This is a genomic window from Caballeronia temeraria (genome assembly GCF_001544795.2).
Lineage (GTDB): Bacteria > Pseudomonadota > Gammaproteobacteria > Burkholderiales > Burkholderiaceae > Caballeronia > Caballeronia temeraria.
The window spans coordinates 34,547-57,454 of the sequence record NZ_FCOI02000040.1; the positions used below are offsets into that span (position 1 = coordinate 34,547).

Annotated in this window: 17 protein-coding genes and 1 pseudogene; 7 read left to right on the top strand and 11 right to left on the bottom strand. The window is 60.5% G+C overall.

The features are described from left to right. Window position 1 precedes the first annotated feature (1 nt). The 3 genes from AWB76_RS33870 to AWB76_RS33875 all read left to right on the top strand — a co-directional run bounded on the left by AWB76_RS33870 (window position 2) and on the right by AWB76_RS33875 (window position 3,743). A complete protein-coding gene (locus AWB76_RS33870; protein WP_061164464.1) occupies window positions 2-2,140 on the top strand; it encodes a response regulator in 2,139 nt (712 codons plus the stop codon). 204 nt (window positions 2,141-2,344) lie between these two features. Next, complete coding sequence (locus tag AWB76_RS43130) at window positions 2,345-2,773, top strand: ProQ/FinO family protein (RefSeq protein ID WP_374729969.1); 429 nt, start codon at window positions 2,345-2,347, stop codon at window positions 2,771-2,773. Between the two features lie 595 nt (window positions 2,774-3,368). After that, window positions 3,369-3,743 carry a sensory rhodopsin transducer gene (locus AWB76_RS33875; RefSeq protein WP_061164465.1) on the top strand — a complete coding sequence of 125 codons (375 nt, stop codon included), beginning with the start codon at window positions 3,369-3,371 and terminating at the stop codon, window positions 3,741-3,743. Window positions 3,744-3,965: 222 nt separating this feature from the next. Here the strand turns inward: AWB76_RS33875 and AWB76_RS33880 are convergent, their stop codons facing one another. From AWB76_RS33880 to AWB76_RS33910, 7 genes are read right to left on the bottom strand one after another with little or no spacing between them, the layout of a single operon-like run. After that, window positions 3,966-5,741 carry a glycoside hydrolase family 15 protein gene (locus tag AWB76_RS33880; RefSeq protein ID WP_061164466.1) on the bottom strand — a complete coding sequence of 592 codons (1,776 nt, stop codon included), beginning with the start codon at window positions 5,739-5,741 and terminating at the stop codon, window positions 3,966-3,968. A 4-nt stretch (window positions 5,742-5,745) separates the two neighbouring features. After that, window positions 5,746-6,738: an SDR family oxidoreductase gene (locus tag AWB76_RS33885; RefSeq protein ID WP_061164467.1), complete on the bottom strand. Its 993-nt coding sequence runs from the start codon at window positions 6,736-6,738 to the stop codon at window positions 5,746-5,748. An 18-nt stretch (window positions 6,739-6,756) separates the two neighbouring features. After that, on the bottom strand, window positions 6,757-8,412 hold the full coding sequence (locus tag AWB76_RS33890) for a GMC family oxidoreductase (protein WP_244173565.1): 1,656 nt from the start codon (window positions 8,410-8,412) through the stop codon (window positions 6,757-6,759). Continuing rightward, on the bottom strand, window positions 8,402-9,049 hold the full coding sequence (locus tag AWB76_RS33895) for a gluconate 2-dehydrogenase subunit 3 family protein (RefSeq protein ID WP_061164469.1): 648 nt from the start codon (window positions 9,047-9,049) through the stop codon (window positions 8,402-8,404). Before AWB76_RS33895 ends, AWB76_RS33890 begins: the two co-directional genes overlap by 11 nt. After that, window positions 9,046-9,963 carry a hypothetical protein gene (locus AWB76_RS33900; RefSeq protein ID WP_061164470.1) on the bottom strand — a complete coding sequence of 306 codons (918 nt, stop codon included), beginning with the start codon at window positions 9,961-9,963 and terminating at the stop codon, window positions 9,046-9,048. The genes AWB76_RS33895 and AWB76_RS33900 overlap by 4 nt, the downstream gene beginning before the upstream one ends. A gap of 36 nt (window positions 9,964-9,999) precedes the next feature. Beyond that, a complete protein-coding gene (locus AWB76_RS33905; protein WP_061164471.1) occupies window positions 10,000-11,106 on the bottom strand; it encodes an enolase C-terminal domain-like protein in 1,107 nt (368 codons plus the stop codon). A 14-nt stretch (window positions 11,107-11,120) separates the two neighbouring features. Further along, window positions 11,121-12,917, bottom strand: a complete 1,797-nt coding sequence (locus tag AWB76_RS33910) for a thiamine pyrophosphate-requiring protein (protein WP_061164472.1) — start codon at window positions 12,915-12,917, stop codon at window positions 11,121-11,123. Window positions 12,918-13,570: 653 nt separating this feature from the next. Here AWB76_RS33910 and coxB point away from each other — a divergent pair. From coxB to AWB76_RS33930, 4 genes are read left to right on the top strand one after another with little or no spacing between them, the layout of a single operon-like run. Further along, window positions 13,571-14,635 (top strand): cytochrome c oxidase subunit II, encoded by a 1,065-nt coding sequence (coxB, locus tag AWB76_RS33915; protein ID WP_061164473.1) that lies wholly within the window; start codon window positions 13,571-13,573, stop codon window positions 14,633-14,635. Window positions 14,636-14,645: 10 nt separating this feature from the next. Further along, window positions 14,646-17,246 (top strand): cytochrome c oxidase subunit I, encoded by a 2,601-nt coding sequence (ctaD, locus tag AWB76_RS33920; protein WP_061164474.1) that lies wholly within the window; start codon window positions 14,646-14,648, stop codon window positions 17,244-17,246. Then, window positions 17,246-17,725 (top strand): hypothetical protein, encoded by a 480-nt coding sequence (locus AWB76_RS33925; RefSeq protein ID WP_061164475.1) that lies wholly within the window; start codon window positions 17,246-17,248, stop codon window positions 17,723-17,725. Before ctaD ends, AWB76_RS33925 begins: the two co-directional genes overlap by 1 nt. Window position 17,726: 1 nt before the next feature. Continuing rightward, entirely contained in the window at window positions 17,727-19,052 is a 1,326-nt protein-coding gene (locus AWB76_RS33930; protein ID WP_061164476.1) for a c-type cytochrome, read from the top strand. Window positions 19,053-19,347: 295 nt separating this feature from the next. Here AWB76_RS33930 and AWB76_RS33935 read toward each other — a convergent pair whose 3' ends face one another. The 4 genes and pseudogenes from AWB76_RS33935 to AWB76_RS33950 form a co-directional block, all read right to left on the bottom strand. Beyond that, window positions 19,348-20,691 carry a PQQ-dependent sugar dehydrogenase gene (locus AWB76_RS33935; RefSeq protein WP_061164477.1) on the bottom strand — a complete coding sequence of 448 codons (1,344 nt, stop codon included), beginning with the start codon at window positions 20,689-20,691 and terminating at the stop codon, window positions 19,348-19,350. Window positions 20,692-21,152: 461 nt separating this feature from the next. Beyond that, the gene (locus AWB76_RS33940) at window positions 21,153-21,674 is read right to left on the bottom strand and encodes an RES family NAD+ phosphorylase (RefSeq protein ID WP_061164478.1); all 522 of its coding nucleotides are present in this window, start codon (window positions 21,672-21,674) and stop codon (window positions 21,153-21,155) included. Further along, window positions 21,671-22,075 (bottom strand): MbcA/ParS/Xre antitoxin family protein, encoded by a 405-nt coding sequence (locus AWB76_RS33945; RefSeq protein ID WP_061150109.1) that lies wholly within the window; start codon window positions 22,073-22,075, stop codon window positions 21,671-21,673. The genes AWB76_RS33940 and AWB76_RS33945 overlap by 4 nt, the downstream gene beginning before the upstream one ends. Window positions 22,076-22,457: 382 nt before the next feature. Beyond that, window positions 22,458-22,908, bottom strand: a pseudogene (locus tag AWB76_RS33950) (ISNCY family transposase); the annotation flags it as partial.

Here is a 22,908-nt window from a genome sequence, read left to right on the forward strand (position 1 = left end):
TATGTTCGATACTTTCTCCGAAGACAAGGTCAGCATCCTCGTGGTGGATGATCTTGCCAGCCAGCACGTCGTCCTGCGCACGGTGCTCGAAGAACCGGATCAGGAAGTCATTACGGTCTCGTCGGGACGGGAAGCGCTCAAGGCGGTGCTGCAACAGGATTTCGCCGTTATCCTTCTCGACGTAAACATGCCTGACATGGACGGCTTCGAGACGGCCAGTATGTTGCGCTCCTATCGGCGCACGGCATCGACTCCGATCATCTTCCTCACGGCCTATGTCGACGACGCCGAGATGGCGCGGGGGTATTCACTCGGCGCAGTGGACTATATCTCGTCTCCCGTCGTGCCGGAGATCCTCAGCGCCAAAGTACGCGTATTCGTGCAGATGCACCGGATGAACCGCGAACTGCGCGCCCGCGCGGCCCAGCGAGAAGAACTTGCCCGCGCGGAGGCGCAACGCGCGTCCGCGGACCAGGCTCGCCAACGCGCCGATTTTCTGGCGCAGGTGAGCCATCTGCTCACGCGTTCGCTCGATGTGGAGACGACCCTTTCGCGCATCCTCGATACGTCCGTGCCCGCACTGGCCGATGTCGCGTGCGTCTACCTCGAACTGGACGGCGAACCCTGCCCACGCACTTCGGTACGCTGCGGTCCGGCTGTACGCGCTCAAGCCGATCCCGCCCGTGGGCTGACCCTCGAGACCGTTGCCCCGCTCGAACCATTTGTTCCGTTCGCGAAGCGGACGTTGGGCTCAGCCGAGAGTCTAGTTTGCCGGGATGCTGGTATATTCGGCTGGCCGTCCGGCGACGGTGCCGTCGACTTGAAGGAAATCCGGTTCCATCCCTTGTTGAACGGGAAGGAGCGAAGGGCCGTTATCGCCTTCGGAGCGGTTCATTGCGACGAGGACCGTCAGCCTGCGCCTGTGATCACCGAGTTTGTGAGTCGCGCGTCCATCGCGCTTGATAACGCGTTCCTCTACTCTGCGCTTCGGGACGAGGACCGTCGCAAGAACGAATTCCTAGCGATGCTGGCGCATGAACTCCGCAATCCGCTCGCACCTATATCGAACGCCGTCAGCGTGATGAAGCGCTCGGAGCCAGGCGATGCAAAAGTGGCGAGCTGGGCGACCGGAATAATTTCCAACCAGCTTGAGCACATGGTGCGAATCGTTGACGACTTGCTCGATGTGTCGCGGATTGCCCGCGGAACGGTAGCGTTACAGCGCAAACCACTTTCTCTCGGCGTCGTGATCGACCGTGCGATCGAAACGAGTCGGCCGCACTTCGCAGCCCGCTCCCAGGCCTTCACACATGAGGGGAATCAGAACGACCTAATCATTGAGGGAGACGTCGTTCGTCTCACGCAGATCGTCGCCAACTTGTTGAACAATGCGTCCAAGTTCACTCCGCCCGGCGGCCACATTATCCTCTCGACCACCTTCAGAAACGGGGTTGCGGTGGTCACTGTCACTGACAACGGAGAAGGAATCGAGCCCAAACTGCTCCCGCGGGTGTTCGATCTCTTTGCTCAAGGCAATACCGCGCTCGATCGTGCGCAGGGAGGCTTGGGAATCGGGCTGACTCTCGCCCGACACCTGGTGGAACTACATGGAGGCTCGATTCGTTGCTGGAGTGGCGGTCGCGGGAAGGGGAGTAAATTTACGGTCGAGCTGCCGGCGTCTGTCTCACAGGAGAAGTCGCCTTCAGCTGCCGACATTCTTCCGTTGCGGCGCAAGCACGGCGCGCGTATCCTCGTCGTCGACGATTCAATAGCCTCGACGGAAAGCCTGAAGATTTTTCTCGAGATGCACGGGCATGAAGTGCGATGCGCGCACGACGGCATCGCTGCGCTTTCTGTCGCGCGGACATTTGCACCGCAAGTCGCCATTCTCGACATCGGTCTTCCTGGAATGAACGGATATGAAATTGCTAAAGCTTTCCGGGCCGATGCTGCGCTCAAAGACTGTCTGTTAATCGCTTTGAGCGGGTACGGCCAGGACGACGACCGCCAAAAGTCACATGCGGCCGGCATCGACCACCATCTAATCAAGCCGGCGGACCTTCCCGCGCTCGTCGAACTGATTTCGACGGGTTGCGTCGCAAGCGGTGGGGACCGCGAAGACGAAGGGCGGCCCGCCTAGACCGGGAAACCGTTCTCGCCGGTCAAAAGAACGACTCGCTTTCCGTCCGAATGGTGAGGTTCGTCGGTGACAGCCGACGCGGATGGCGGCGTGATATGAGCCCGACAGACAAAATTAGATGACTGACTTCGGGCAACACGATGGGATTCGAACAACTCGCCGCGCTTAAAGTGCAGCTGAATCAAGGCGCGAACGGCAAAGAGACTGTTACAAGCACGCGAAAAGCGCCAGTCGACGTCGCACGGAAAATCGCCCAGCGATCGAAGCCTCGGAAGGTCTGCCGACCCAGCCGCGCGCGCAGTCACCACGCTGCAACGACATTTCCGGCAGGCTTTTCCGCGCAGTCCTGCACCAAAGGTCCCGCTCAAAGTCGCGATCCTCAAGGACGTGCTCGCCCGAGCGGCGTCGCTTGAACTCAGCGAACGAGACGCTCGTAGCGGCGTCAGGCTTTGGTGTCGCAGCCAACGCTGCGGTAGCTGGCTCATTGCATGCAATGTGCGCGTGGATCTTACCGGCGCAACCACAGGCGTGGTCACAGCTGCGGAAGCAGAGTACGGTGTGAGTCAAGAGAAGACTCGGCTTGCGCGCAGGCGCGAGCGGATTGCGAACGAACGACGTGCTCGAGCCCGCTGACCGTCAAAACAACCTTCACCTGCAACCGTACTTTATATAAAGGAATTTAGCACGGTTAGTTTGTACCACTAACGAGCTATAGTGAGTTGGTTTCGACCTTGATTCATCGCGAGAGGCCGGACTGAGCATGGCGTCGCGGCACGTCACTGCGCCGAGGGACAGCTCTCCGAAGAGTGCACCGGATCGATCTCTCGTTGCGCCTCGAACTAGTAAAGGGGTAAAGGGGCCTGAAGCGAGCTGCGTGTCCTGCGCGCAGAGGACCGCCTCAATCGCCTCATTGGTGATAACGGTGCGCTTGCGGTGAAAGACATCGCGAGGCGCTGGCGTTGTTCGCTTCATAAGCGTCGCAGCGACCGGCACGAAGGTTGGTGACTCCGAAATGCAGAAAAGCCTTGTCTATGGAGCCGGTCTTCGAACTTCATTACAGGGAGTTGACGGCTGGCAGCGGTGCCGCTTCAATCGTTTGCAATCAGCCGCTGCGGCCAGATCTGCGGTTCTAGAAGGATGTTCGCGAACAACATTGGTATCTTCCCGACAAGGTAGGTTTTTTGCTGATTGCATTGTGCTATCTCGTTGAATTGAATTGGAGGTTTGCATGAATGCGATCGGTAAGAAACGATGGGCTATTGCTGAGGGATATTTGCCGCCTTCCAGCACTGGCCATACACCCGACCTTCTCAGTCATGAAGCGGCTTGCATTCTAAACGCCGGTGAGCAAGACGCGCACATTGAGTTGACGGTCTTCTTCAAGGACCGAGCGCCAGCAGGGCCTTATCGCATTATTGTGCCAGCGATGCGAACGCTGCACATGCGTTTCAATGACCTTGCCGATCCAGAGCAAATTCCTACGGGCACCGAATATGCCAGTCTGTTTGCATCGGACGTACCGGTCGTCATACAGCATACTCGTCTGGACTCGCGCCAGGCGGAGTTGGCGATATTGACCACAGTCGCCTACGGCGCCGATTGAGGCGCTTGATGCTAAAATATTTACCTGCTCGACCGTCTGGTTCGCCAGCTATCCAGAACCAGGTTGCCGTTGCAGCGAGTGCGAAATATGCTGGTTCGTTCTCCAAAAAAGCAGCGAGACGCGGCCGGTCGATTGCGAGAGCGTAATATAGCATTGTGCGCGGAACTAATGAGGGATGGCAAGCAACGCGCAATGCCTGCTTGCTTTCCGGCGCCCCGAACCCTATCCACCACCTCTTTGTAACGTCGGACCGCTCAGTCCCAACGCTGTGTTGATGACAGCGAGGTGGCTCAGCGCTTGCGGAAAATTTCCTGCGAGTTCGACGCGCTGTATATTGTATTGTTCGGCGAGCAGCCCGACGTCGTTGGCGACAGCCAGCACGCGCTCGAACTGTTTCCGCGCTTCTTCCTTGCGTCCTTGAAGGTTCAGGCAATCCGCCATCCAACAGGAGCAGGCGAGAAATGTTCCTTCGTCGGGACCGCATGGATCCTTCGGATGGCGCCTGATGAGTCCGTTTTCACTTAGATCGCGAGCGATCCGGTCGATCGTCGAGGACATACGCGGATCGTTGACAGAGATAAAACCGACGAGCGGCATCAATAATAGGCTAGCATCCACTTCTTCGGCGCCGTAGTACTGCGTGAAACTACCGAGCCCCTGATTCCAGGCTTCCCGCAAGATTTCTGCGCGAAGGCGCTCGCGAAGTGACTCGAGCCGCTCGGCGAGTGCCGAGTGGCCCTCATCGCACACATGATTGTTGACGAAACGGTCCAGCGCTACCCAAGCCATCACCCGGGAATAAGTGTAGTGCTTCGGCGTCGAGCGCGACTCCCAGATACCAGCGCCGGGGAGGTGCCAGACCTTCTCGATATGCTCGACGATGCGTCTCTCCACAAAGTATTCTTCGCCAGCAGGAGCCAGCCCGCCGCGACGGGCGACATCCAGGCAGTCGATAACTTCCCCGAGTACGTCCAGCTGATGTTGATCGGCGGCCGCGTTGCCGATGCGGACGGGCTTCGCATAGCGATGGCCTTGCAGCCAGTCGACCGTCCACTCCGGAAGATGGCGCCCGCCATCGACCCGGTACATGATCCGACACCGCTCGGGCGCGGTGGCGACGGTGCGCACCAGCCAGTCGCGCCATGCCTGTGCTTCCTCGTGATAACCGGCGTTCAGCAGCGCTACCATCGCGAAACTTGTGTCCCGCAACCACGCGTATCGATAGTCCCAATTGAGTTGACCGTCTGGCGCCTCGGGCAGCGAGGTCGTCGGCGCGGCGACAATTGCGCCGGTGGGACGGTAGATGAGGGCCTTCAGGGTCAACAACGAACGCTTCACTGCTTGCGGCCACGCGGTGCGGGAATCATCGAAGTTAGCGATCCAGTCCCGCCAGAAGCCCTGCGTGGTGTGCAACGCGGCTTGAATATCGAAGGGCTCGTCGCTGGGTTCATGTGTGCGTCCGTAACTCATTACGAAGGTGACGGCCTCTGCGGCCCTGACGTCGAACGATCCGCGTATCACGCCGTCCGTGACATGCATTTCGATATCGCTTCGCAACGTCACCCGGTCAGGGCCGATGTACGATTGAATGGCGCCATTGACTCGTTCGATCAATGGTGAAAGCTCGCCATAGTTGAAGCGTAGGCACAGTTCGGAGCGCATTTTAACGATACCGTGCAGGCCGGTGACGATGCGTACAACAGATCGCGAACCGATCCCAATAGGCATGAAATCGACGATGCGGACCGCACCGTCGGCGACTTCAAAGTCAGTCTCAATTACGAGGGTGTCGTCCTGATAGCGCCGTACGTTGCGCTTAATCGCTTCGGCGGGGGAGATCGTCCAGCTTCCATTCTCGGACCGACCAAGAAGGGCCGCAAAGCATGCATCGTCGTCGAAACGCGGCCAGCAGAGCCAGTCAATGCAGCCGTCGCGGCTCACGAGCGCGGCGGTTTCGCCGTCCGAAAGGAGGGCGTAGTCAGCAATCGGGCAGCTCATCAGCTTAGCTCCCTCGTTTGGCGAGGGAGCGAATCAGGCCTATCGCACCAATGCCGGCGAGACCCCAAAAGAAGGCGCGATGACGATCGGTGAACATCTCCCAGCTATGCTCGCGCGCTTGGTCATCGAAGCGGCCGTGCGCGCCATGGTCACCGGGCACCGGTTCAAACAGGTTCCCAGTTGCATCGCGTTGTAGCGGTTCGTCGGTGAGTTGTCCTGAGTAGCCGGCTTTCGCCAAGTAGCGGTCGATCAATGCGGGGGCGATCCGGTTCGCGAGGATTGCCTTCACAGTCGAGAACCCGAGCCATACTTCGCGGCGGCGGTGCGTAGCCGCAAAGAATATCGCGCGAGCGGCAACCTCCGGCTGGAAAATCGGTGCGACGGGGCGCGCTTTCTTGCCCATCTTGTTCATCGCCCAGTCGAACTGCGGTGTGTTGATGGCGGGAAGCTCGACCATCGTCAGATGTACGTTCAGTGCATCGTGGATGATTTCCGAGCGCAGCGAATCGGTAAACCCGCGAATAGCGAACTTCGCGCCGCAATAGACCGACTGTAACGGGACTGACCGATAAGCCAGGGCAGAGCCGACGTTCACAATGGTGCCGCGATTTCGCGTCCGCATGCGTGAGAGGGCGGCCATCATCCCGTGAACCTGACCCAGATAAGTGACACGCGTACCGCGCTCGATTTCCTCCGCCGTGAGCGCGGATACGGGCGCAAACGCTGTCGCCATCGCGACGTTGACCCAGACATCAATTGGACCCAGCGTGTCTTCCACACGTGATGCCGCTGCATCGACGGCTTTTGAGTCGGCGACATCGGTCGGGATGGCGAGTGTCGGGACGCCGAATCGCTCCTTGAGCTGAGCAGCCGCCCTGTTGAGGCGCTCTTCGTCGCGCGAAATCAGTGCCACCGCATAACCTTGACGGGCAAATTCCTCGGCGGCCGCGCGCCCGACGCCGGCGCCAGCACCAGTGATGACGGCTATCTTATGCATTGTCCAGGTCCTTTTCCACTAGAGGTCTCCGCGAGCGGCTAGCGCCTCGATTCTGTCGGCGGTGCGCAGCGCGATGGCCTGTATGGTCAGCGACGGATTCACCCCGCCGACCGTTGGAAAGACAGAGCCGTCGCAGATCCATAGATTGTCGATGTCCCAGCTTCTACAGTCGGCATTCACAACGCTGGTGGCCGGATCGTCTCCCATGCGTGCGGTGCCATTGAGATGGCACGTGTCATCGGTTTCCCGCCAGACGTCGCGTGCGCCGGCCGCCTCCAGTGCGAGACTCATGAAGTTGAGCGAATGAGCGACGAGGCGTTTGTCGTTTTCACACAGTGAATACGTCACGCGGGCGACGGGCAGTCCATATTGATCTTTTTCGTCGGCGAGCGTTACGCGATTGCGCTCTTGCGGCATTGCCTCCCCAACGATCTTGAGGCCCGCCTGGTGGTTGTACTTCTGCATCTCGTCAACGAGTTGCTGGCCCCACAGACCGCGCACGGTTTGCGTCGAGGCCCATGCGACCGGCAGCGGCCCCTGGCTCATGTAGCAGTAGCCCCCGAAGAAGTCCTTGCTTGTGTCCTTGTAGTTCCAGTGTTCGGTCAGCGCGAGCGACGGCGGCCCCTTGTACCAGCGAATCTCTTCGTCCATCGTGCCCCACGCGGCCTGATTCATTTGCACCATCAAATTCTTGCCTACGAGACCTGTGCTGTTGGCGAGGCCATCGGGGAAGCGGTCCGTCGCGGAGTTGAGCAACAAGCGCGGCGTTTCGATCGCGTATCCCGCGACCACGACGTTGCGTGCGCGCTGAAACTGCCAGCGTCCCTCGCGGAAATACTCGACGCCGGTGGCGCGTCCGTCGTCGCCCATGACGATCCGGCCCACCATCGCCAGATCCCGGATCTCGGCGCCGGCACGCACGGCGCGCGGAATCCAGGTGACGAGCGCGCTTTGCTTGGCGTTGGTGGCGCAGCCTGACACGCAGAATCCCCGATAGACGCACGGATGTGCTTCGCCGCGCGGCGCGGAGACGGTCGCGAGTGGTGTCGGCGCCCAGTCGATGCCGAGCGCTTCACAGCCGCGCGCGAGCACCAACGCCGCCGCGTTCAACTCATGCGCGCGGTACGGGTATCGCGGACGCTTGGGGCCCCACGGATAGTTCACCGGCCCAGATATCTTCAATGCCTCTTCGACTTCTCCGTAGTAGCGCCACATCTCGCGCCAGTCGATTGGCCAATCCGCACCATAGCCAAGAAGCGATCGTGATTTGAACCATTCTGGGCGAAAGCGCAAGGAGACCATCGCGAAGTGAACGGTGCTGCCGCCCACGGACTTGCCGCTGTTGTTGTTGCCGAGCTTGAGCGGATTCTCACCGTCGCAGACGCGCTCATCGGTCCAGAAGAGCTTGCCCTGATGCGTCTCATCCGATGCGAATTCTTCGAGCGGACGCCACCAAGCGCCGGCATCGAACGCGACAACCTTGAAGCCTTTCTCGGCGAGACGGCAGGCGAGTGTGCCGCCGCCCGCGCCCGTGCCGACAATCGCAAAATCCACCGCTTCGTCCTGCGGATACTCGCGCATCGGGATCCATGCGCCTGGGCGGAACACGTCGGGCGCGCGGCCATTCGCGCCGCGCGGGACCTGCTGCGCGTCGTGTGGCGAATCAGCGGACACGGCGGTTCTCCTTCTGCGCAGCATCCTCGTGACCGGGTTTCGCTTCGGCGGCTTCCCACGGGTCGCGGCGGTTGGCGACCATGCGCACGTAGCCGCGCGGGTTGGCCGGGCCGCCGAAGCCGATCTCGCTCCAAACCTGCGGATGCGCGTAGTACATTCCGCAGATGTCGTGCAGCACGCGCTCCGCGAAGAAAACAGCGCTCGGCATGCCTTCCCACTCGGTGCGGTCGAGCTTGCCCTGCTGCATGGCGGTGAGGAGCGCATGGCGCGCGTGATCGTCGATGCTTGCGAACGGCAGCTCGTGACGCGCACGGCTTTCGGCATCGAGCGCGCGAAGGCCGATGCGCCACGCGTCGCGCATCGGCGGCAAACGAGCATCGCGATAGCCGTCGCCTGTGTTCTTCGCGAGGCGTGCGTCGACGAGCGCGGCGACCGGCACGGCGGGCCGTTGCGGATCTTGCGGCACGATGCACGCGCACAGCGCGCAGAGTGCGCGCCACTCGACTGCATCGAAGAAGTGGGGATCCTTCGGCGTCGCAAGCCGTTCGTCGATGACATTGCGCGTGACCTCGTCCCATGACGGGGTGTCGCGCTTCGTCATCACGTCATAGCCGGGATAGCGGGGCAGGTGCTTCATTTCTTCTCTGTCTCCCGAAGACGCAACGCCGCGAGTCCAGCGAGTGCGAGCGCCGAAAAGCTGGGTGGTGCGGGCAATGGCGGACCGTTGAACAGATTCTGGCTCCAGTTACGCCAGCCGCCATGCGCGCGCGCGACGCCGCGTGCATGAAAGCCGACACCGATGAACCCGAGCGCCGTCGTTAGGCGCAGCCACAGCCGCGTCAACCAGTGCGCACGCGGACGGCTGAGGGCAGTGTTGATGAGCAGAGCCGATGCAACGGGCGGAACAACGATCGGTGCGTACATGGCCGGGTTCTGGAACGAGCCGCGAAAATGCAGCAGCGCGACTTCGCCAAGCGTGCCGAGCAGGCCGGCACTCGTGACGAGCGCGAGGGCCTGTCCTGCGGGCATGCCGAAAAGACGCGGCTCGTGGGCCGGTTCATCACGCAGCCGTTCGGAGACCGCCCCCAGCGCACCGGAGAGGAGCAAGGCCATCGGCGCGCCGATCGGCGCAGCATAGAAGAGGTTGTGCCAGCTCCAGCCACCGGGGCGCTTCGTGATGTTGTACAGATGAAACCCTGTGCCGGCGACGCCCGCGAGCGCCGCGCTGATATAGACCGCATTGCGCACTGGATGACGCGCCGGCTCGTGATCGGAGCCGCCGTGCAGGCCGGCCAATAATGACAGTGTGGAGACGACGAGCGGCGTGTACATCGCGGGATTATCGAAGGAGCCGCGATAGTGCTCCATCGCACTGTCCGTCAGCACGGAAAGTGCGAGCAGCGCCGAGCTGCGGTGGAACGTGCGCGCCGTATCGATGTGCGTCTGCGCCGGCGAGCGCTGCGCCTTCTGTCCGCCAAGCCGCACGAGCGCAAGTCCCGCCGCAGCGATCCCGCAGCCGATGGCAATGTCGATTGTTCTGGTTTGCGTCATGTCTCGGTTCGTTCTGTTCGATGCTTCCTGTAGCGGTTAAACCGCATACCGGTGCGCGTCCGCATGCTTGAAGTCGAGCCCGCAACCGGGCCTCGACCAATCCGGCGAGATGGCGCCGTCGCGCGCGCGCGGTGCACCATCGAAAAGCATCGATTCGATGCGCACGTGATCGTGAAACCATTCCTGATGTCGAAGATGCGGTGCGGCGCACGCTACGTGCAAATGCAGCGCGGGCGCGCAGTGCGCCGAAAGCGGCGTATGGAACGCATCACAAAGCGTCGCCGCGCGCAAAAAGCCGGTGATGCCGCCGCATCGCGTGACATCGGCCTGCAGGACGTCCACGGCTTGGTTGGCGAGCAGTCGAAGAGAGTCGTCGAGCGAGTAGCTGTATTCGCCCGCGGCTAGCTCCATATGCGCAGGCAGCGCGTTACGCAATGAAGCGAGCCCGCCAATATCGTCCGATGACACCGGTTCTTCGAACCACTCGACGCCGTATTGCGCGAACTGCTGCGCATAAAAAAACGCCTGCTTCCGATCCAGCGCCCCGTTCGCGTCGACGAAGAGCCCGGCGTCGTCCCCGATGGCTTCGCGCGCGACCGCCACGCGGTGCGGATCACGCGATGGCTGCGTGCCAACCTTGATCTTGACCCAGCGGCAGCCATCCTCATGCACCCAGCCGGCTAGCTGGTCACGAATGTCTTCGTCGGTATAAGTCGTGAAGCCGCCGCTGCCGTAAAGCGGAACTTCGCCGCGGACGGCGCCTAAGAGACGTGCGAGTGGCATGTCGAGCAGGCGTGCCTTCACGTCCCACAATGCGCAGTCGAGCGCCGAAATCGCGGTGGCCGCTATACCTGAGCGGCCAATGTTACGCACGCGCTGCTGCATGCGTATCCAGAGGGCGTCGACGTTCCATGCGTCTTCGCCGACGAGCGTCGAGGCGAGCGTCGATTCGATGAAGGCGGCGGTGGTCGCGTCGTTATACGTGTAGCCGATGCCCGTCTTGCCCGCCGCGGTGACCTCCGCAACGACAAGCGTCGTGGATTGCCAGGCGAAAGTACCATCGGCTTCCGGCCGGTCTGTCGGGATGGTGTAGGCGCGGGCCCGAATCGCGTCGACCGGCGCCTCCCGTTTTGTGAGGTGCATGGCGAAGACCCCGGTTAATTGTCCTTATGACCCGGCAGCACGGCACCGAGCACCTGTTTCGCCGTGTCAACGATGATGTTGCCTTCGTCCGGGTCCCCTTCGAAGAGCGTCGTGGCGAACGCTTTTGCCTGTTGCAGGGTGATGTGCGGCGGCAGCGGAGGCACATTAGGGTCTGCCTTCACCTCGATCACGACGGGTCGATCTGAGTTTAGCGCTTCGTCCCATGCTGCGCCCATGCGCTCGGCCTGGTCGACATAGAGACCCCGCAGCCCAATCAATTCAGCGAAGCGGTGGTAGGGCACCGACGGAATGTCTTGCGACGCCTCGAACTTTGGGTCGCCGTTCATGACGCGCTGTTCCCACGTAACCTGGTTCAGGTCGTCATTGTGAAGCACCATGCATATCCAGCGCGGATCGGACCATTGCTTCCAGTACTTCGCGACCGTGATCAGTTCCGCCATGTTGTTCATCTGCATCGCGCCATCGCCGACCAGTGCAATAACCGGCCGCTCGGGATGCGCGAATTTCGCCGAGATCGCATAAGGCACGGCCGCGCCCATGGACGCGAGCCCCCCGGAGAGCGAACACATCATGCCACGCTTGACCTTGAGATCGCGTGCGTACCAGTTGGCGCACGACCCAGAGTCACTGGTCACGATGGCGTTGGGCGGCACGCGCGCTGACAACTCCCATACTGTGCGCTGTGGGTTCACGCCGGTCGTTCCCGACGCGAGCGCGCGCTTCTCAAGTTTTTTCCACCAGTCGGTCATCCAGCCTTCGATGTCCTCCCGCCACGCGCGATCCGTCTTCTGTTCGAGTAGTGGCAAAAGCGCGCGCAATGTTTCCGCGCTGTCGCCAACGAGATTGACTTCCATCGGATACCGGATGGACAGCATGTCTGGCTTGATATCGATCTGCACTCCACGCGCCGCGCCTTCCTTCGGCAGGAACTCCGAGTAAGGAAAGCCCGAGCCGATCATCAGCAACGTGTCGCATTCAGTCATCAGCTTGTAACTGGGCTCGGTGCCGAGCAGACCGATGGAGCCGGTCACGTAAGGCAGATCATCGGGAAGGGCGGCTTTGCCCAGAAGCGCTTTTGCGACGCCTGCGCCGAGTTTTTCCGCGACCGCGATCACTTCATCGGTCGCCTGCAACGCGCCTGCGCCGACGAGAATCGCCACCTTCTTGCCGGCGTTGAGGACCTCGGCGGCGCATTGAAGATCGTCGGCATAGGGGACCGTTTTGGGCGCGCGGTAGCCTACCCCTGAATGCAGAGTCCCATGCTTGCGCGGCGGCGGCTCGTATTTGAGTTCCTGCAAATCGTTAGGGAACACAAGCGCCGCCACTTTTCGCTCGCCCAGCGCAGTTCGAATGGCCCGGTCGACAAGATGACGAACCTGGGCGGGCACACTTGCTTGCTGCACGAAGGCGCCCGCGACATCCTTGAACATCGATTGGAGATCGACTTCCTGCTGATAATGTCCACCAAGCGATGCCCGCGCTTGTTGACCGGCGATGGCGAGTACGGGCATGTGGTCGAGTCGTGCGTCGTAAAGACCCGCAAGAAGATGCGCTGCCCCGGGTCCCGAGGTCGCCAGGCACACGCCGAGCTCGCCAGTGAACTTGGCGTGCGCAGACGCCATGAAAGCGGCCATCTCCTCATGCCGCGTCTGAATAAATTCGATCTTGCCTTCTGCCCGATTCAACGCCCCGAGGATGCCGTTGATGCCATCGCCCGGATAGCCAAAGATGCGGCGCACGCCCCAAGCGTGCAAGCGGTCGACAAGGAAGTCGCCGACGGTAGTGGACATAGTTTGCTCCTGGTTGCAGCGAAGATAGCTGCTAGGATCCTTGCGGATATGTCACAACGTGACGCAATGACTATGCCGCCTATCGGCGATCAACACGTTAAACGCATCGTAGGTAGCCGTTAGGTTTCTGCAAGCAACTTCCCCAGCTCTCTCATCAGGTCCAGATGTAGGGCAGCGAGTCTAAGGAGGCATCGTCCGCCCTTGCGAAACGCACCGGTGCCATTAGAGGAGTGATTCCTGCTCACTACGGCATCGCTTCGAAGCAGAGGAATGTCCTCAGGCGTTAGCGAAGTTGTGGGAGACGAACCATATCTGTTTTGCTGGCATGACTTACCGACTGCCCTGCGGTCGATCACTCGTCCTCCTTCCTATCGCGCTCGTTCACGTTTTGTTCAAACCGACCAGGTCCAGCACCGCGAGCACCCCGCGCAGACGCAGAAAGCTTTTCAACCGTTTGAAAAAAGCTCACATCGTGATACATATCCGGAGGTGAGTATCAGAGGCGGGCAGTGAGTGACGTTGCGCACGAGATTGGAATGGCGGTTGCTCTGCGCTGAGCGAGCCGAGGTACCCTCATCGAAGCATCAACCGGGCGCAGGAAGAGGGCCGAGTGCGTCTCAAATTTTTCTGTTCGAGCTTTTTTAGGGGATAGCGTGGCCTTAAAGCGCCGGTTTCTCGGGCCCGTTGCACAAGTCGGAGCCTCCTGCTTCACGGCGCTGTTTCAGGTTGGCGCCTTAGCCGCCGAAGCGCCTTCGCGTGAGGCGGGATCGCTGACGGCTGCGTCGACGCCGCTCGCGTATTTTCTACACAGCAAGGGCCCCGCCGCACGACCAGTGATCTATCTCGGATGGGCGCTTGCGACCATATGCGTGCTCGTATGCGTGATCATTGCCGGAATGCTTCTCATCGGCATGTTCCGGCGCAGGAAGCAACAAGACGCGCGCGCGCTCGTCTCCGAAGGAGGGCTGCGTTTGGTCTACGTTGGCTCGGTGCTATCCACCATCGCACTCTTTGGCATCGCCGTCTATATGCTCTCGGTGCTCGCGGAGGTCGCCGACCCTCCCAAAACGCCAGGGTTGACCGTGACGGTCACCGCCTACGACTGGTGGTGGAAAGCGGACTACGGGGACGGCGAGACGCACTTCTCAACCGCCAACGAGTTGCACATCCCGTCCGGCGTACCGGTGCTTGTCCTGCTGAAAAGCGCCGACGTAATTCACGCTTTCTGGGTCCCTGAACTGGCCGGCAAAACGCAGACGGTTCCTGGTACCACAAACCGGCAGTGGATCCAGGCGGACCGCCCCGGTATTTTCCGAGGCCAATGCGCCCAGTATTGCGGCGTACAGCACGCCCACATGGCGTTCGAGGTGTACGCGCAGCCCCAGGCCGATTATGACCGGTGGTACGCCGCGCAGATGAGCGCAGCAACCGCACCGTCGACGTCCCAATCAATGCGAGGAAGCAAGCTCTTTGAAGAACGCTGCGCGGGATGCCATACGGTTCGCGGGAGCAAAGCGGCCGGCGTTCAGGCGCCTGATCTCACCCACGTATTGGCGCGTCGGCTGCTTGCTGCAGGAACCGTGGTCAATACACCAGAAAACCTGATCGACTGGGTTCAGCACGCGCAGGAACTCAAGCCCGGCACGCTAATGCCCGATATGAAGCTCTCGCCCGCTGAGGCGGGCGACTTGTCGGCCTACCTCGCCACTCTCAAGTAAGGAACAGACGATGGCCGCCATCGGTGATCGAAACGCTGCGCAGGCCCATCGGGTCGCGTTCCGACGTGTGCCTGAGTTTGGCAGCGTCGCGCAGGGGTCGGAGGCCGAGAAGCGCCTGCGTGAAATGTGGGAAGGAGACGGGGGCTGGCGCGGTTTCATTACAACCGTCGATCACAAGAAGATCGGCTTGCGTTACATCGTGACAGCATTCCTGTTCCTGATGCTGGGCGGCCTCGAAGCGCTTGTTATGCGTCTGCAGCTCGCACAGCCGAACCAATCACTGGTGACGCCTGGCCAGTTCGCCGAGCTTTTCACGATGCACGGCGTCACGATGATTTTCTTGTATGCGCTCCCGGTGCTCAGCGGTTTCTCCAATTTTCTGTGGCCGCTCATGTTGGGGTCCCGCGATATGGCGTTCCCTCGTCTGAACGCGCTTTCGTATTGGGTCTTCGTCTTTGCCGGCATCTTTCTTTACGGCAGTTTCCCGTTCGGGCAGGCTCCGAATGCCGGATGGTTCAACTATGTCCCGCTTTCCTCCCTGGAGTACAACCGTGGAATAAATATCGACGTGTATTCCCTTGGTATGGTGCTGCTGGGCATCTCAACGACCGTTGGCGCAGTGAATTTTGTAGTCACGCTTTTTCGCATGCGTGCGGTCGGCATGTCGGTTGACCGGCTGCCGATTATCGTCTGGGGCACGCTGACCATTTCGTTCGCGAATCTTTTTGCCGTGCCGTCGGTGAGTTTAGCGTTCCTACTGCTGTGGATGGACCGCAATATCGGCACACATTTCTTCGACGTCGCGAGCGACGGTCGGCCTCTCCTTTGGCAGCACTTGTTCTGGATGTTCGCGCATCCGTGGGTCTACGTCGTCGTGCTGCCGGCTATGGGCATTGTGTCGGATGCCCTGCCGACCTTCTGCCGTCGTCCCCTCGTCGCTTATACGGCGGTGGCGATGGCGACTGTCGGTACGATGATCGTTGGTTTCGAAGTGTGGATCCATCACATGTTCGCAACCGGGATCACACCCTTGGCACTGGCCTTCTTTGGCGCAGCGAGCATGCTCATTTCGATCCCAAGCGCCGTCGCCGTGTTTGCATGGGTCGCGACGATCTGGACTGGACGTCCTATCTTCGCCGTACCCTTCCTTTATTTCGCGAGTTTTGTGCTGATGTTCGTCATCGGCGGCGTCTCCGGCGTGATGACGGCCGCAGTGCCGCTCGACTGGCAGCTTACCGATACCTACTTTGTCGTCGCGCATTTGCATTATGTGCTGCTAGGGATCAACGTTTTTCCCGTCTTCGGCGGAATCACCTACTGGTTTCCGAAATTTACCGGACGGATGATGAATGAACGATGGGGCAAGATCGCGTTCTGGATCATCCTCGTGGGGTTCAATCTTGCCTTTTTCCCGATGCACATCTCGGGTTTGCTCGGCATGCCGCGGCGCATCTACACCTATCCCGAAGGCATGGGATGGGATACGTCGAACCTGATTACGACGATCGGTTCCTTTATTTTTGCGTTAGGCGTTCTGCTCTTTGTGGTGAACGCGCTCGTCTCGGCACGCCGCGGACGTGAAGCGCCGAAGAACCCGTGGGACGCGCCTGGGCTCGAATGGTCGACCGAGTCGCCGCCGGCGCCCTACAACTTTGCGGTCTTGCCGGTGATTGAATCGCGGCATCCGATGTGGGAGGATCGCCTGCAGCCTAAGGGGCGGCAGTCGAGTCTTGCATCAGGGTACTTGCTTCACCGAGGGCGCGAGGCGCTTGGAGTCCACCCATTCAGCGGTAGTCCCGACGTTATTCTCAAGATGCCCGAGGATGCGTGGTCGCCATTCTTTCTCGGACTCTTTGGCGCGCTTGCTTTCCTAGGCTTGCTGCTGCGCTCGCCGTCTTTTACCGTTGTGGCGCTCGCAGCGGCAGGCGCAACGCTCATCGCGTGGATGTGGCCGCGGCGCGCGCTCGCACAGCGCGAGCCTCCCGGACCAGCGCAGACCGTTCCCGCGATCACCAACAAAAGCAAGGATGCCCTGCCGGTCGGAAGTGCGGGCGAGCACTCGGGCGGATGGTGGGGCGTGCTGGCACTCGTCGCAACGGAAGCGAGTCTTTTCGGCTATTTGATCTTCTGCTACTTCTACTCACAGTCGCAGACGACTCTGCCGTGGCCGCCTGAGGGCATGCCGAAAATCGGCACAGGTGCGCTGAGCACGGGCACACTGATCCTGAGCAGCGTGTTCGCGTGGCTGTCCGAGCGAACGCTCAAGAGAAGTAAGCGCTGGCAGGCATTCGGCTGGATGTTGGTCGCTATTGCGCTGGGCATAACGTTCGCTGGCATGCAGTGGAAGGAGTGGCACGATCATCCGTACGGCATTACCGCTCATCTCTACGGCTCCCTCTACTTCACTATCACGGGCTTTCATATGGCCCACGTCGCCGTCGGGCTCGTTATTCTGGTTCTGCTCGCGGTCTGGATTGCGTTAGGGTATTTCGACGCGGAACGCAACGCACCGATGCGCATCGGCGGGCTCTACTGGCACTTCGTCGACGTCGTCTGGCTATTCATCTTTACATCGTTGTATGTGACGCCGTTCTGGATGCGAGGCCACTGATGCAAACGCCCGTGCCCGCGGAGCAGTCTGCGCTCACTCAAAGTGAGAATCGCCGTCTTGGCCTATGCGCGACTGCTGGCTTTTTCTTCGCGCCCGGCGCATGGCTGCTTCAAGTGATGGTCTCTGAGACGATCTCCGCCCAAGCCTGCTCGGCTGGATCGATCCCGCGTGTCAAACCTGTCTTTCCGAATCTCGATGGATGGTTGTATGGAACGTCGATCGCTGCCTTCGTCGTCGCGGCGATATGCGCCGCACTCGCCGTGTACGGCCTCGTGTTCCTCAGGCGCAAGCAAAAGCAGCTCAAAGAACAGCGTCCGGATGCAGGGTCATCCGAGGAGCCGTCGCTCGCTGAGGAGGAGGTGAGTCGTAAGCGCTTCGTTGCATTGTGCAGCGCGCTGATCGGCTGCGGATTCGTCGTCGGGCTGGTGTTCACGGTCCTTGCCGAAGTGTTTTTCCAATCTTGTAGCCAGTGGCATTGACATGAACGCGATCAGAACCCGAGATTGGCTTGTCAATGCGCTCATGATTGTGGCGTTGAGCGCATGTGGCGAACGGTCCACAGATCGCTTATCGGATAACATCACCGCTCAGTCACCGTTGACGACCGAGCCAACGCTGATTGCGCGTGGTGAATATCTTGCAAAAGCCGGCGACTGCAGTGCATGCCACGACGCCGCGGATCACACGCCGCTGGGCGGCGGCATGCCGGTCAACTCGCCGTTTGGTCCGATCTATGCAAGCAACATCACACCGGACACCGAGTTCGGTATTGGCCGCTACAACTTGCGTGATTTCGCCGACGCCTTGCGCGTGGGTAAGCGGCTCGACGGCAAGCGGCTTTATCCGGCAATGCCGTATCCGTCGCTTGCGAACATGACGGACGATGACGTAACCGCGCTGTACGCGTATTTGATGCACGGCGTCGCGCCGGCCGCCAAGCGTGCGCCCGAAACGCACTTGCCGTTTCCGTTCAATCAACGTTGGGGCATGCTTTTCTGGAGTCTCGCGTTCGGCAATCACGACCGGTACCAAGCGAACTCCAAACAAACCGCACAGTGGAATCGAGGTGCGTATCTCGTGCAAGGACTTGGACATTGCGGCGCGTGCCACACGCCGCGAGGCCCCGCTTACAACGAACTCGGCTACAGCGAAGCGTCACCATGGTATCTGACCGGTGGTGTCAATGATCACTGGCTTGCGCCTAACCTGACCGGCGACCCAGGTAGCGGGCTTGGGCGTTGGACGCCAGATGACGTCGTCAGATTCTTGCGGACTGGTCACGGCGCAGGTGCGATCGCATTTGGCGCGATGGCCCCCGTGGTTGAGGAGAGCACGCAGCACTTGTCAGACGCGGACCTCCAGGCGATCGCCATCTATCTGAAATCACTTCCCGCTCAGCAGAGCTACGGCAGTTTCTCAAACAACGCGCACGCGCAGGTGCAAACCGCAAGAAGCATTCGGACCGGTGAGGTGGAGCGACCTGGCGCTGGGGTGTATCTATCCTTCTGCGCACGATGCCACCAGGCGGACGGACGAGGTCAGCCCGGAAAAGTCGCGGCACTCGCGGGCAATCCGCTGGTACTGGCCGAAGATCCGACCTCGGTGACGCGCATCGTGATCGAAGGCAGCAAGAGTCCGAAAACCGATACGGGACCCGCGCCACAGAAGATGCCCGCCTTCCATGGAAAGCTGACGTCCACAGAGATTGCTCAGGTGGTGAGCTTCGTTCGTGGCGCTTGGGGCAATCACGCCGCTCCTGTCTCGGATCAGGAAGTAGAGCGACTGCGATCGGCTATCCACAAGTGACGAGCGCCTGACCGTCTTCTGGACTCGAGCAGGGCCGCAACAGCATGGCTATTGGAACGCCGTGTGAACGCCATTCGTTTGCGTGGCGGGGCGATTGACGAAGACCCGGATGAGACGTCGACGCTGCAGGTTGAGGAAAACCAGGCACCCAGAAGGAGGACGATCGATTTCTTCATGCTGGCTCACTTGCTCTGGCACGCATCTGCGTCATTCGCTTATCCAGTCAGCGGCCACGAGCGGTCGCCGCCATCTTTAGCCGCGGTATCGTGCCGCCGTTAGCTATCGACCGCAGGCATCACTGACCCATCGGCGAGACGGTTGATGCAGCCTGTTTGCGCGGCGCGACCCGCCAGACGGTGTTACCGATGTCGTCAGCTACGAGCAAGGCACCATCCGCGTCCAGTGCGACGCCCACGGGCCGGCCCACAGCATGACCATCTTCTAACAGGAAACCGGACAGGAAATCCTCGGGCGCGCCGGAGGGCTGTCCACCGACAAACGGAACAAACACCACCTTGTAACCCGTGCGCGGCTTGCGGTTCCATGATCCGTGCTGGCCAACAAACGCGCCTCCGCGATAGTGAACCGGAAACAGCGTCCGGCCATAGAAAACCAGACCTAGCGAAGCCGTATGATTGCCCAAGGCATAGTCGGGAACGACGGCCTTTTCGACCATATCGGGGCGTTGAGGTTCGACGCGGGTGTCGACATGCTGCCCGTAATAGCTGTACGGAAAGCCGTAGAAGGCTCCCTCTTTCACAGCGGTCATGTAGTCGGGAACAAGGTTGTTCCCGAGTTCATCGCGCTCGTTGACTGCCGCCCATAATGCGCCACTGTCCGGTTGCCAGGATAGTCCGTTGGCGTTGCGCAGACCTGTTGCATAGGGTCGCAAACGACCGGTATCCACGTCGAACTCAAGGATTCTCGCTCGCCCGTCTTCCGCATCGATTCCATTTTCTCCGGCGTTGCTATTCGATCCGACGGTAATGTAAAGATGCTTGCCCGAGCGATCGGCAACGACATTTTTCGTCCAGTGATGATTGATCGGCCCGGCCGGTAAGTCGACGACCTTGACGGCGGCGCTCGTTATCGCGGTAGCGCCTGTCACGTAATCGAAGCGCAGCAGGGCGTCGGTATCAGCAACGTAAAGATGATCGCCAATGAGCGCCATTCCAAAGGGCGAATGCAGGCCACTCAGAAACACCGTTTGCATCCGGGCCATGCCCTCACTATCCGTCGCGCGCAAGAGCACGATGCGATCCGGGCTCGGCACACCCGAACCCGCGCGCTTCATAACCTGCCGTCTGATCCAGCCGGATATGCCGCTGCCTTCATCGTGTTCCTCAGGCGCGTCGCTCTCCGCTACCAGGACATCACCGTTGGGCAACGTGTAAAGCCATCGCGGGTGGGCCAGATCGCTGGCGAACTGCGTGACGGCAAAACCCGCAGGAGCGGTGGGCATGAACCCGGCAGGCCGCGCTTCCGTCGGCGCGATGTTCACCATCGGAATCATCTTGTGGTCCGGAGCTGGAAGAGATGGCGTTGTACCGAAGCCCGTGTCGCTTGAGCTCGAGTGTCCGATCGCGCAGGCGGCCAGCGGCAATGCCAGCGCCACAGCAACTTGATTCGACAGACGCATGCGTGTTCCCAAGTAGACGGGCAAGCCGAGAATGATCACTGGCGCAAGAAGCCTGCCTGCAAACGCCGCCGCGGAGTCGCACCGATGTTCATCTCATAGAGTCAGCCCGCTCGGCGGATTACGAATCGCTTGCCCTAACTTCGCCCACTGTGACATTGCTGCTGAGTGCGACCCCGGCGGGTTGTTGGACCGTTCCTGCTATGGGGCGCGGGCGGCATTTTCGAGGCTGTCAAACGGAACGCCGTGGGTAAACCGCATTTGCACTGCGGCCGTAAGCAGCATATTGACATAATGAAGATGATCGTTCGTAGTACGAAGTGCATAACCGCGCACGCACACACTCGATCCTGCCAAACCATCGACCACATCAGGCATGTTCGACCCGAGATGTCTTAGCGATATTGGTTCCGTTGGGGAGGCAAGGGCGCACGATTCCCGATTTCCGCCGAGCTCTCTGAAGCTCAATCCCAAGAAGACTGGTTTTTCGGCAGAGCGTTATGTGGATCGTAGACGTCGAAGTGGTCCGTCGAGTCAAGACGCTCTGTGTACAGAACGAGATTCGTACCGTCAGGCTTCAGTCGTGATTTGAAGAGGATACCCTTGGCACCGCTGGCGACAACCTCATCGCCGAGGATCCAACTGGGCGGCTCGATCCGTTCATTGAACCAGCAGTGGCGCCAGTCGCAATAGAAATCCTCCCACAAAGGAGACCACTTTCCGCTCTCGTACCCGCCGGTGAAATCGACTATCGGAGCGGCCGTGAGGTTGTAGCTGACCAAGGTCCCCGGTGGCATCAAGGACGATAGCTGCTGATACTCTCTGATGGCCGTGTCGTGGTCCAAGGCCAGATAGAGCGCATTGAGCCCGACACGATTCGCGCGCCCGCCATGCGTTCCTGCTCCCGCTCCGCTCGTCGGCGCGACAGCCCACCTGGGAACATGCATCCGATAGGCAGTTACCCCGGCCAATTCTGTGAGGATCATCCTGCCGCGCCCGCCTCGAGCGACGAAACGTAGCGTAGGACGTCGTCGGCCCGGCTTTCAGACACTAATTGCTCTGCGGTTTTGTAGTTGAATACGGGCAGGGGTTCGTTTCGATACCAGAACAGCGCCTTCGTGACGTCGCCTGAGATATCCGTCGCCGCGCGAATGACCCGCAGAGCGTCGCGGAGGAATCGTTGTACGCTCTCGGATGCAGGCTGCCGGCTGATCGTGTTCCGATGTACGTGTGCCTGCTGGGCAAGGGTTTGCAAGTCGATATGCAAGGCCTCGCCGAAGCGTCGAGCGGAGACAATCGGGGCTGGATCTTCGGGATCGCGTAGTGAGGCCATGAAACGGTCAAAGCTCACATCCGCACTGGGAATGGCACCGGTATCCGAATTCATGGTTCGCTCCAAGCACATGATCTGCACAATTTTAGCATAACCACCGGTGCCACCTTCGAGCGCGAAAACCGACGTTTCCCTTTATCGCTCCGGCGCGCGCGTGCGGCTCGGGGGCGTATCGGAGCAAGATACGACTAAGTACGATAAAAAGGGCTTGGTCACTGCATTTATTGTGCATTCATGCTGCGTAGATCGACCATTTCACGTGAAACCATCGTGAGCATCGCTGGCATCGAAAACTATACATCTGAATACTTTGTCACGGCCAGATACAAATGTCGGGGTGCGGGCTAAATACAGATGTCGTATCTATCCAAGGATGTTGCGCTCACACGGTGTTGAAGATGCGAGGTTGAACGGGCAGGGCGCGGGTGCATGGACTTCACCGTTTATTGACCGCTGAGCTGTCTTTTACTGACGCGGCACCGCGTTTGTGTTCATGCAGCGCCTTCATCGTTGCCTCCAGGTCCTGTTGCGTGAGCTCGCGCTGTTTTTTCGTGCCGGATGCGCGGCGTGGCGTGCGTACCTCCGCGCCGCGATGCGTGCGCGAGGGCGCCGTGCCAATGCTGCGGTTGTCGCGCTGAGCCTGCACCGCCTGCGCCAACTCAAGCACGTGCGCGAGACGCTTGCACTCAACGATCGCGCCCGGATCGACCTCGGTGAGACGGTCGTACTGCCGGCATACCAGCGCCCGCTCGCCGGCGCGCAACTGCGTGCGCCCGTCGGGATACTCCCACACCTCGATGTCACGGTGGATCAGCGCGCGGTTTGCGTCGGTATCGTCCAGCAGATACAGCACGCGGTCGTACTGCACGGTGAGCGTCTTGGTGACC

Excerpts from the sequence above, each read along its gene's own strand:
- AWB76_RS33945 (WP_061150109.1), bottom strand. The coding sequence starts at position 22,075 with ATGAATTCGGATACCGGTGCCATTCCCAGTGCGGATGTGAGCTTTGAC.
- AWB76_RS33880 (WP_061164466.1), bottom strand. The coding sequence starts at position 5,741 with ATGAGCTGCCCGATTGCTGACTACGCCCTCCTTTCGGACGGCGAAACC.
- AWB76_RS33930 (WP_061164476.1), top strand. The coding sequence starts at position 17,727 with ATGAACGCGATCAGAACCCGAGATTGGCTTGTCAATGCGCTCATGATT.
- AWB76_RS33875 (WP_061164465.1), top strand. The coding sequence starts at position 3,369 with ATGAATGCGATCGGTAAGAAACGATGGGCTATTGCTGAGGGATATTTG.
- AWB76_RS33900 (WP_061164470.1), bottom strand. The coding sequence starts at position 9,963 with ATGACGCAAACCAGAACAATCGACATTGCCATCGGCTGCGGGATCGCT.
- AWB76_RS33940 (WP_061164478.1), bottom strand. The coding sequence starts at position 21,674 with ATGATCCTCACAGAATTGGCCGGGGTAACTGCCTATCGGATGCATGTT.
- AWB76_RS33870 (WP_061164464.1), top strand. The coding sequence starts at position 2 with ATGTTCGATACTTTCTCCGAAGACAAGGTCAGCATCCTCGTGGTGGAT.
- ctaD (WP_061164474.1), top strand. The coding sequence starts at position 14,646 with ATGGCCGCCATCGGTGATCGAAACGCTGCGCAGGCCCATCGGGTCGCG.
- AWB76_RS33925 (WP_061164475.1), top strand. The coding sequence starts at position 17,246 with ATGCAAACGCCCGTGCCCGCGGAGCAGTCTGCGCTCACTCAAAGTGAG.
- AWB76_RS33895 (WP_061164469.1), bottom strand. The coding sequence starts at position 9,049 with ATGAAGCACCTGCCCCGCTATCCCGGCTATGACGTGATGACGAAGCGC.
- AWB76_RS33885 (WP_061164467.1), bottom strand. The coding sequence starts at position 6,738 with ATGCATAAGATAGCCGTCATCACTGGTGCTGGCGCCGGCGTCGGGCGC.
- AWB76_RS33935 (WP_061164477.1), bottom strand. The coding sequence starts at position 20,691 with ATGCGTCTGTCGAATCAAGTTGCTGTGGCGCTGGCATTGCCGCTGGCC.
- AWB76_RS33910 (WP_061164472.1), bottom strand. The coding sequence starts at position 12,917 with ATGTCCACTACCGTCGGCGACTTCCTTGTCGACCGCTTGCACGCTTGG.
- AWB76_RS33905 (WP_061164471.1), bottom strand. The coding sequence starts at position 11,106 with ATGCACCTCACAAAACGGGAGGCGCCGGTCGACGCGATTCGGGCCCGC.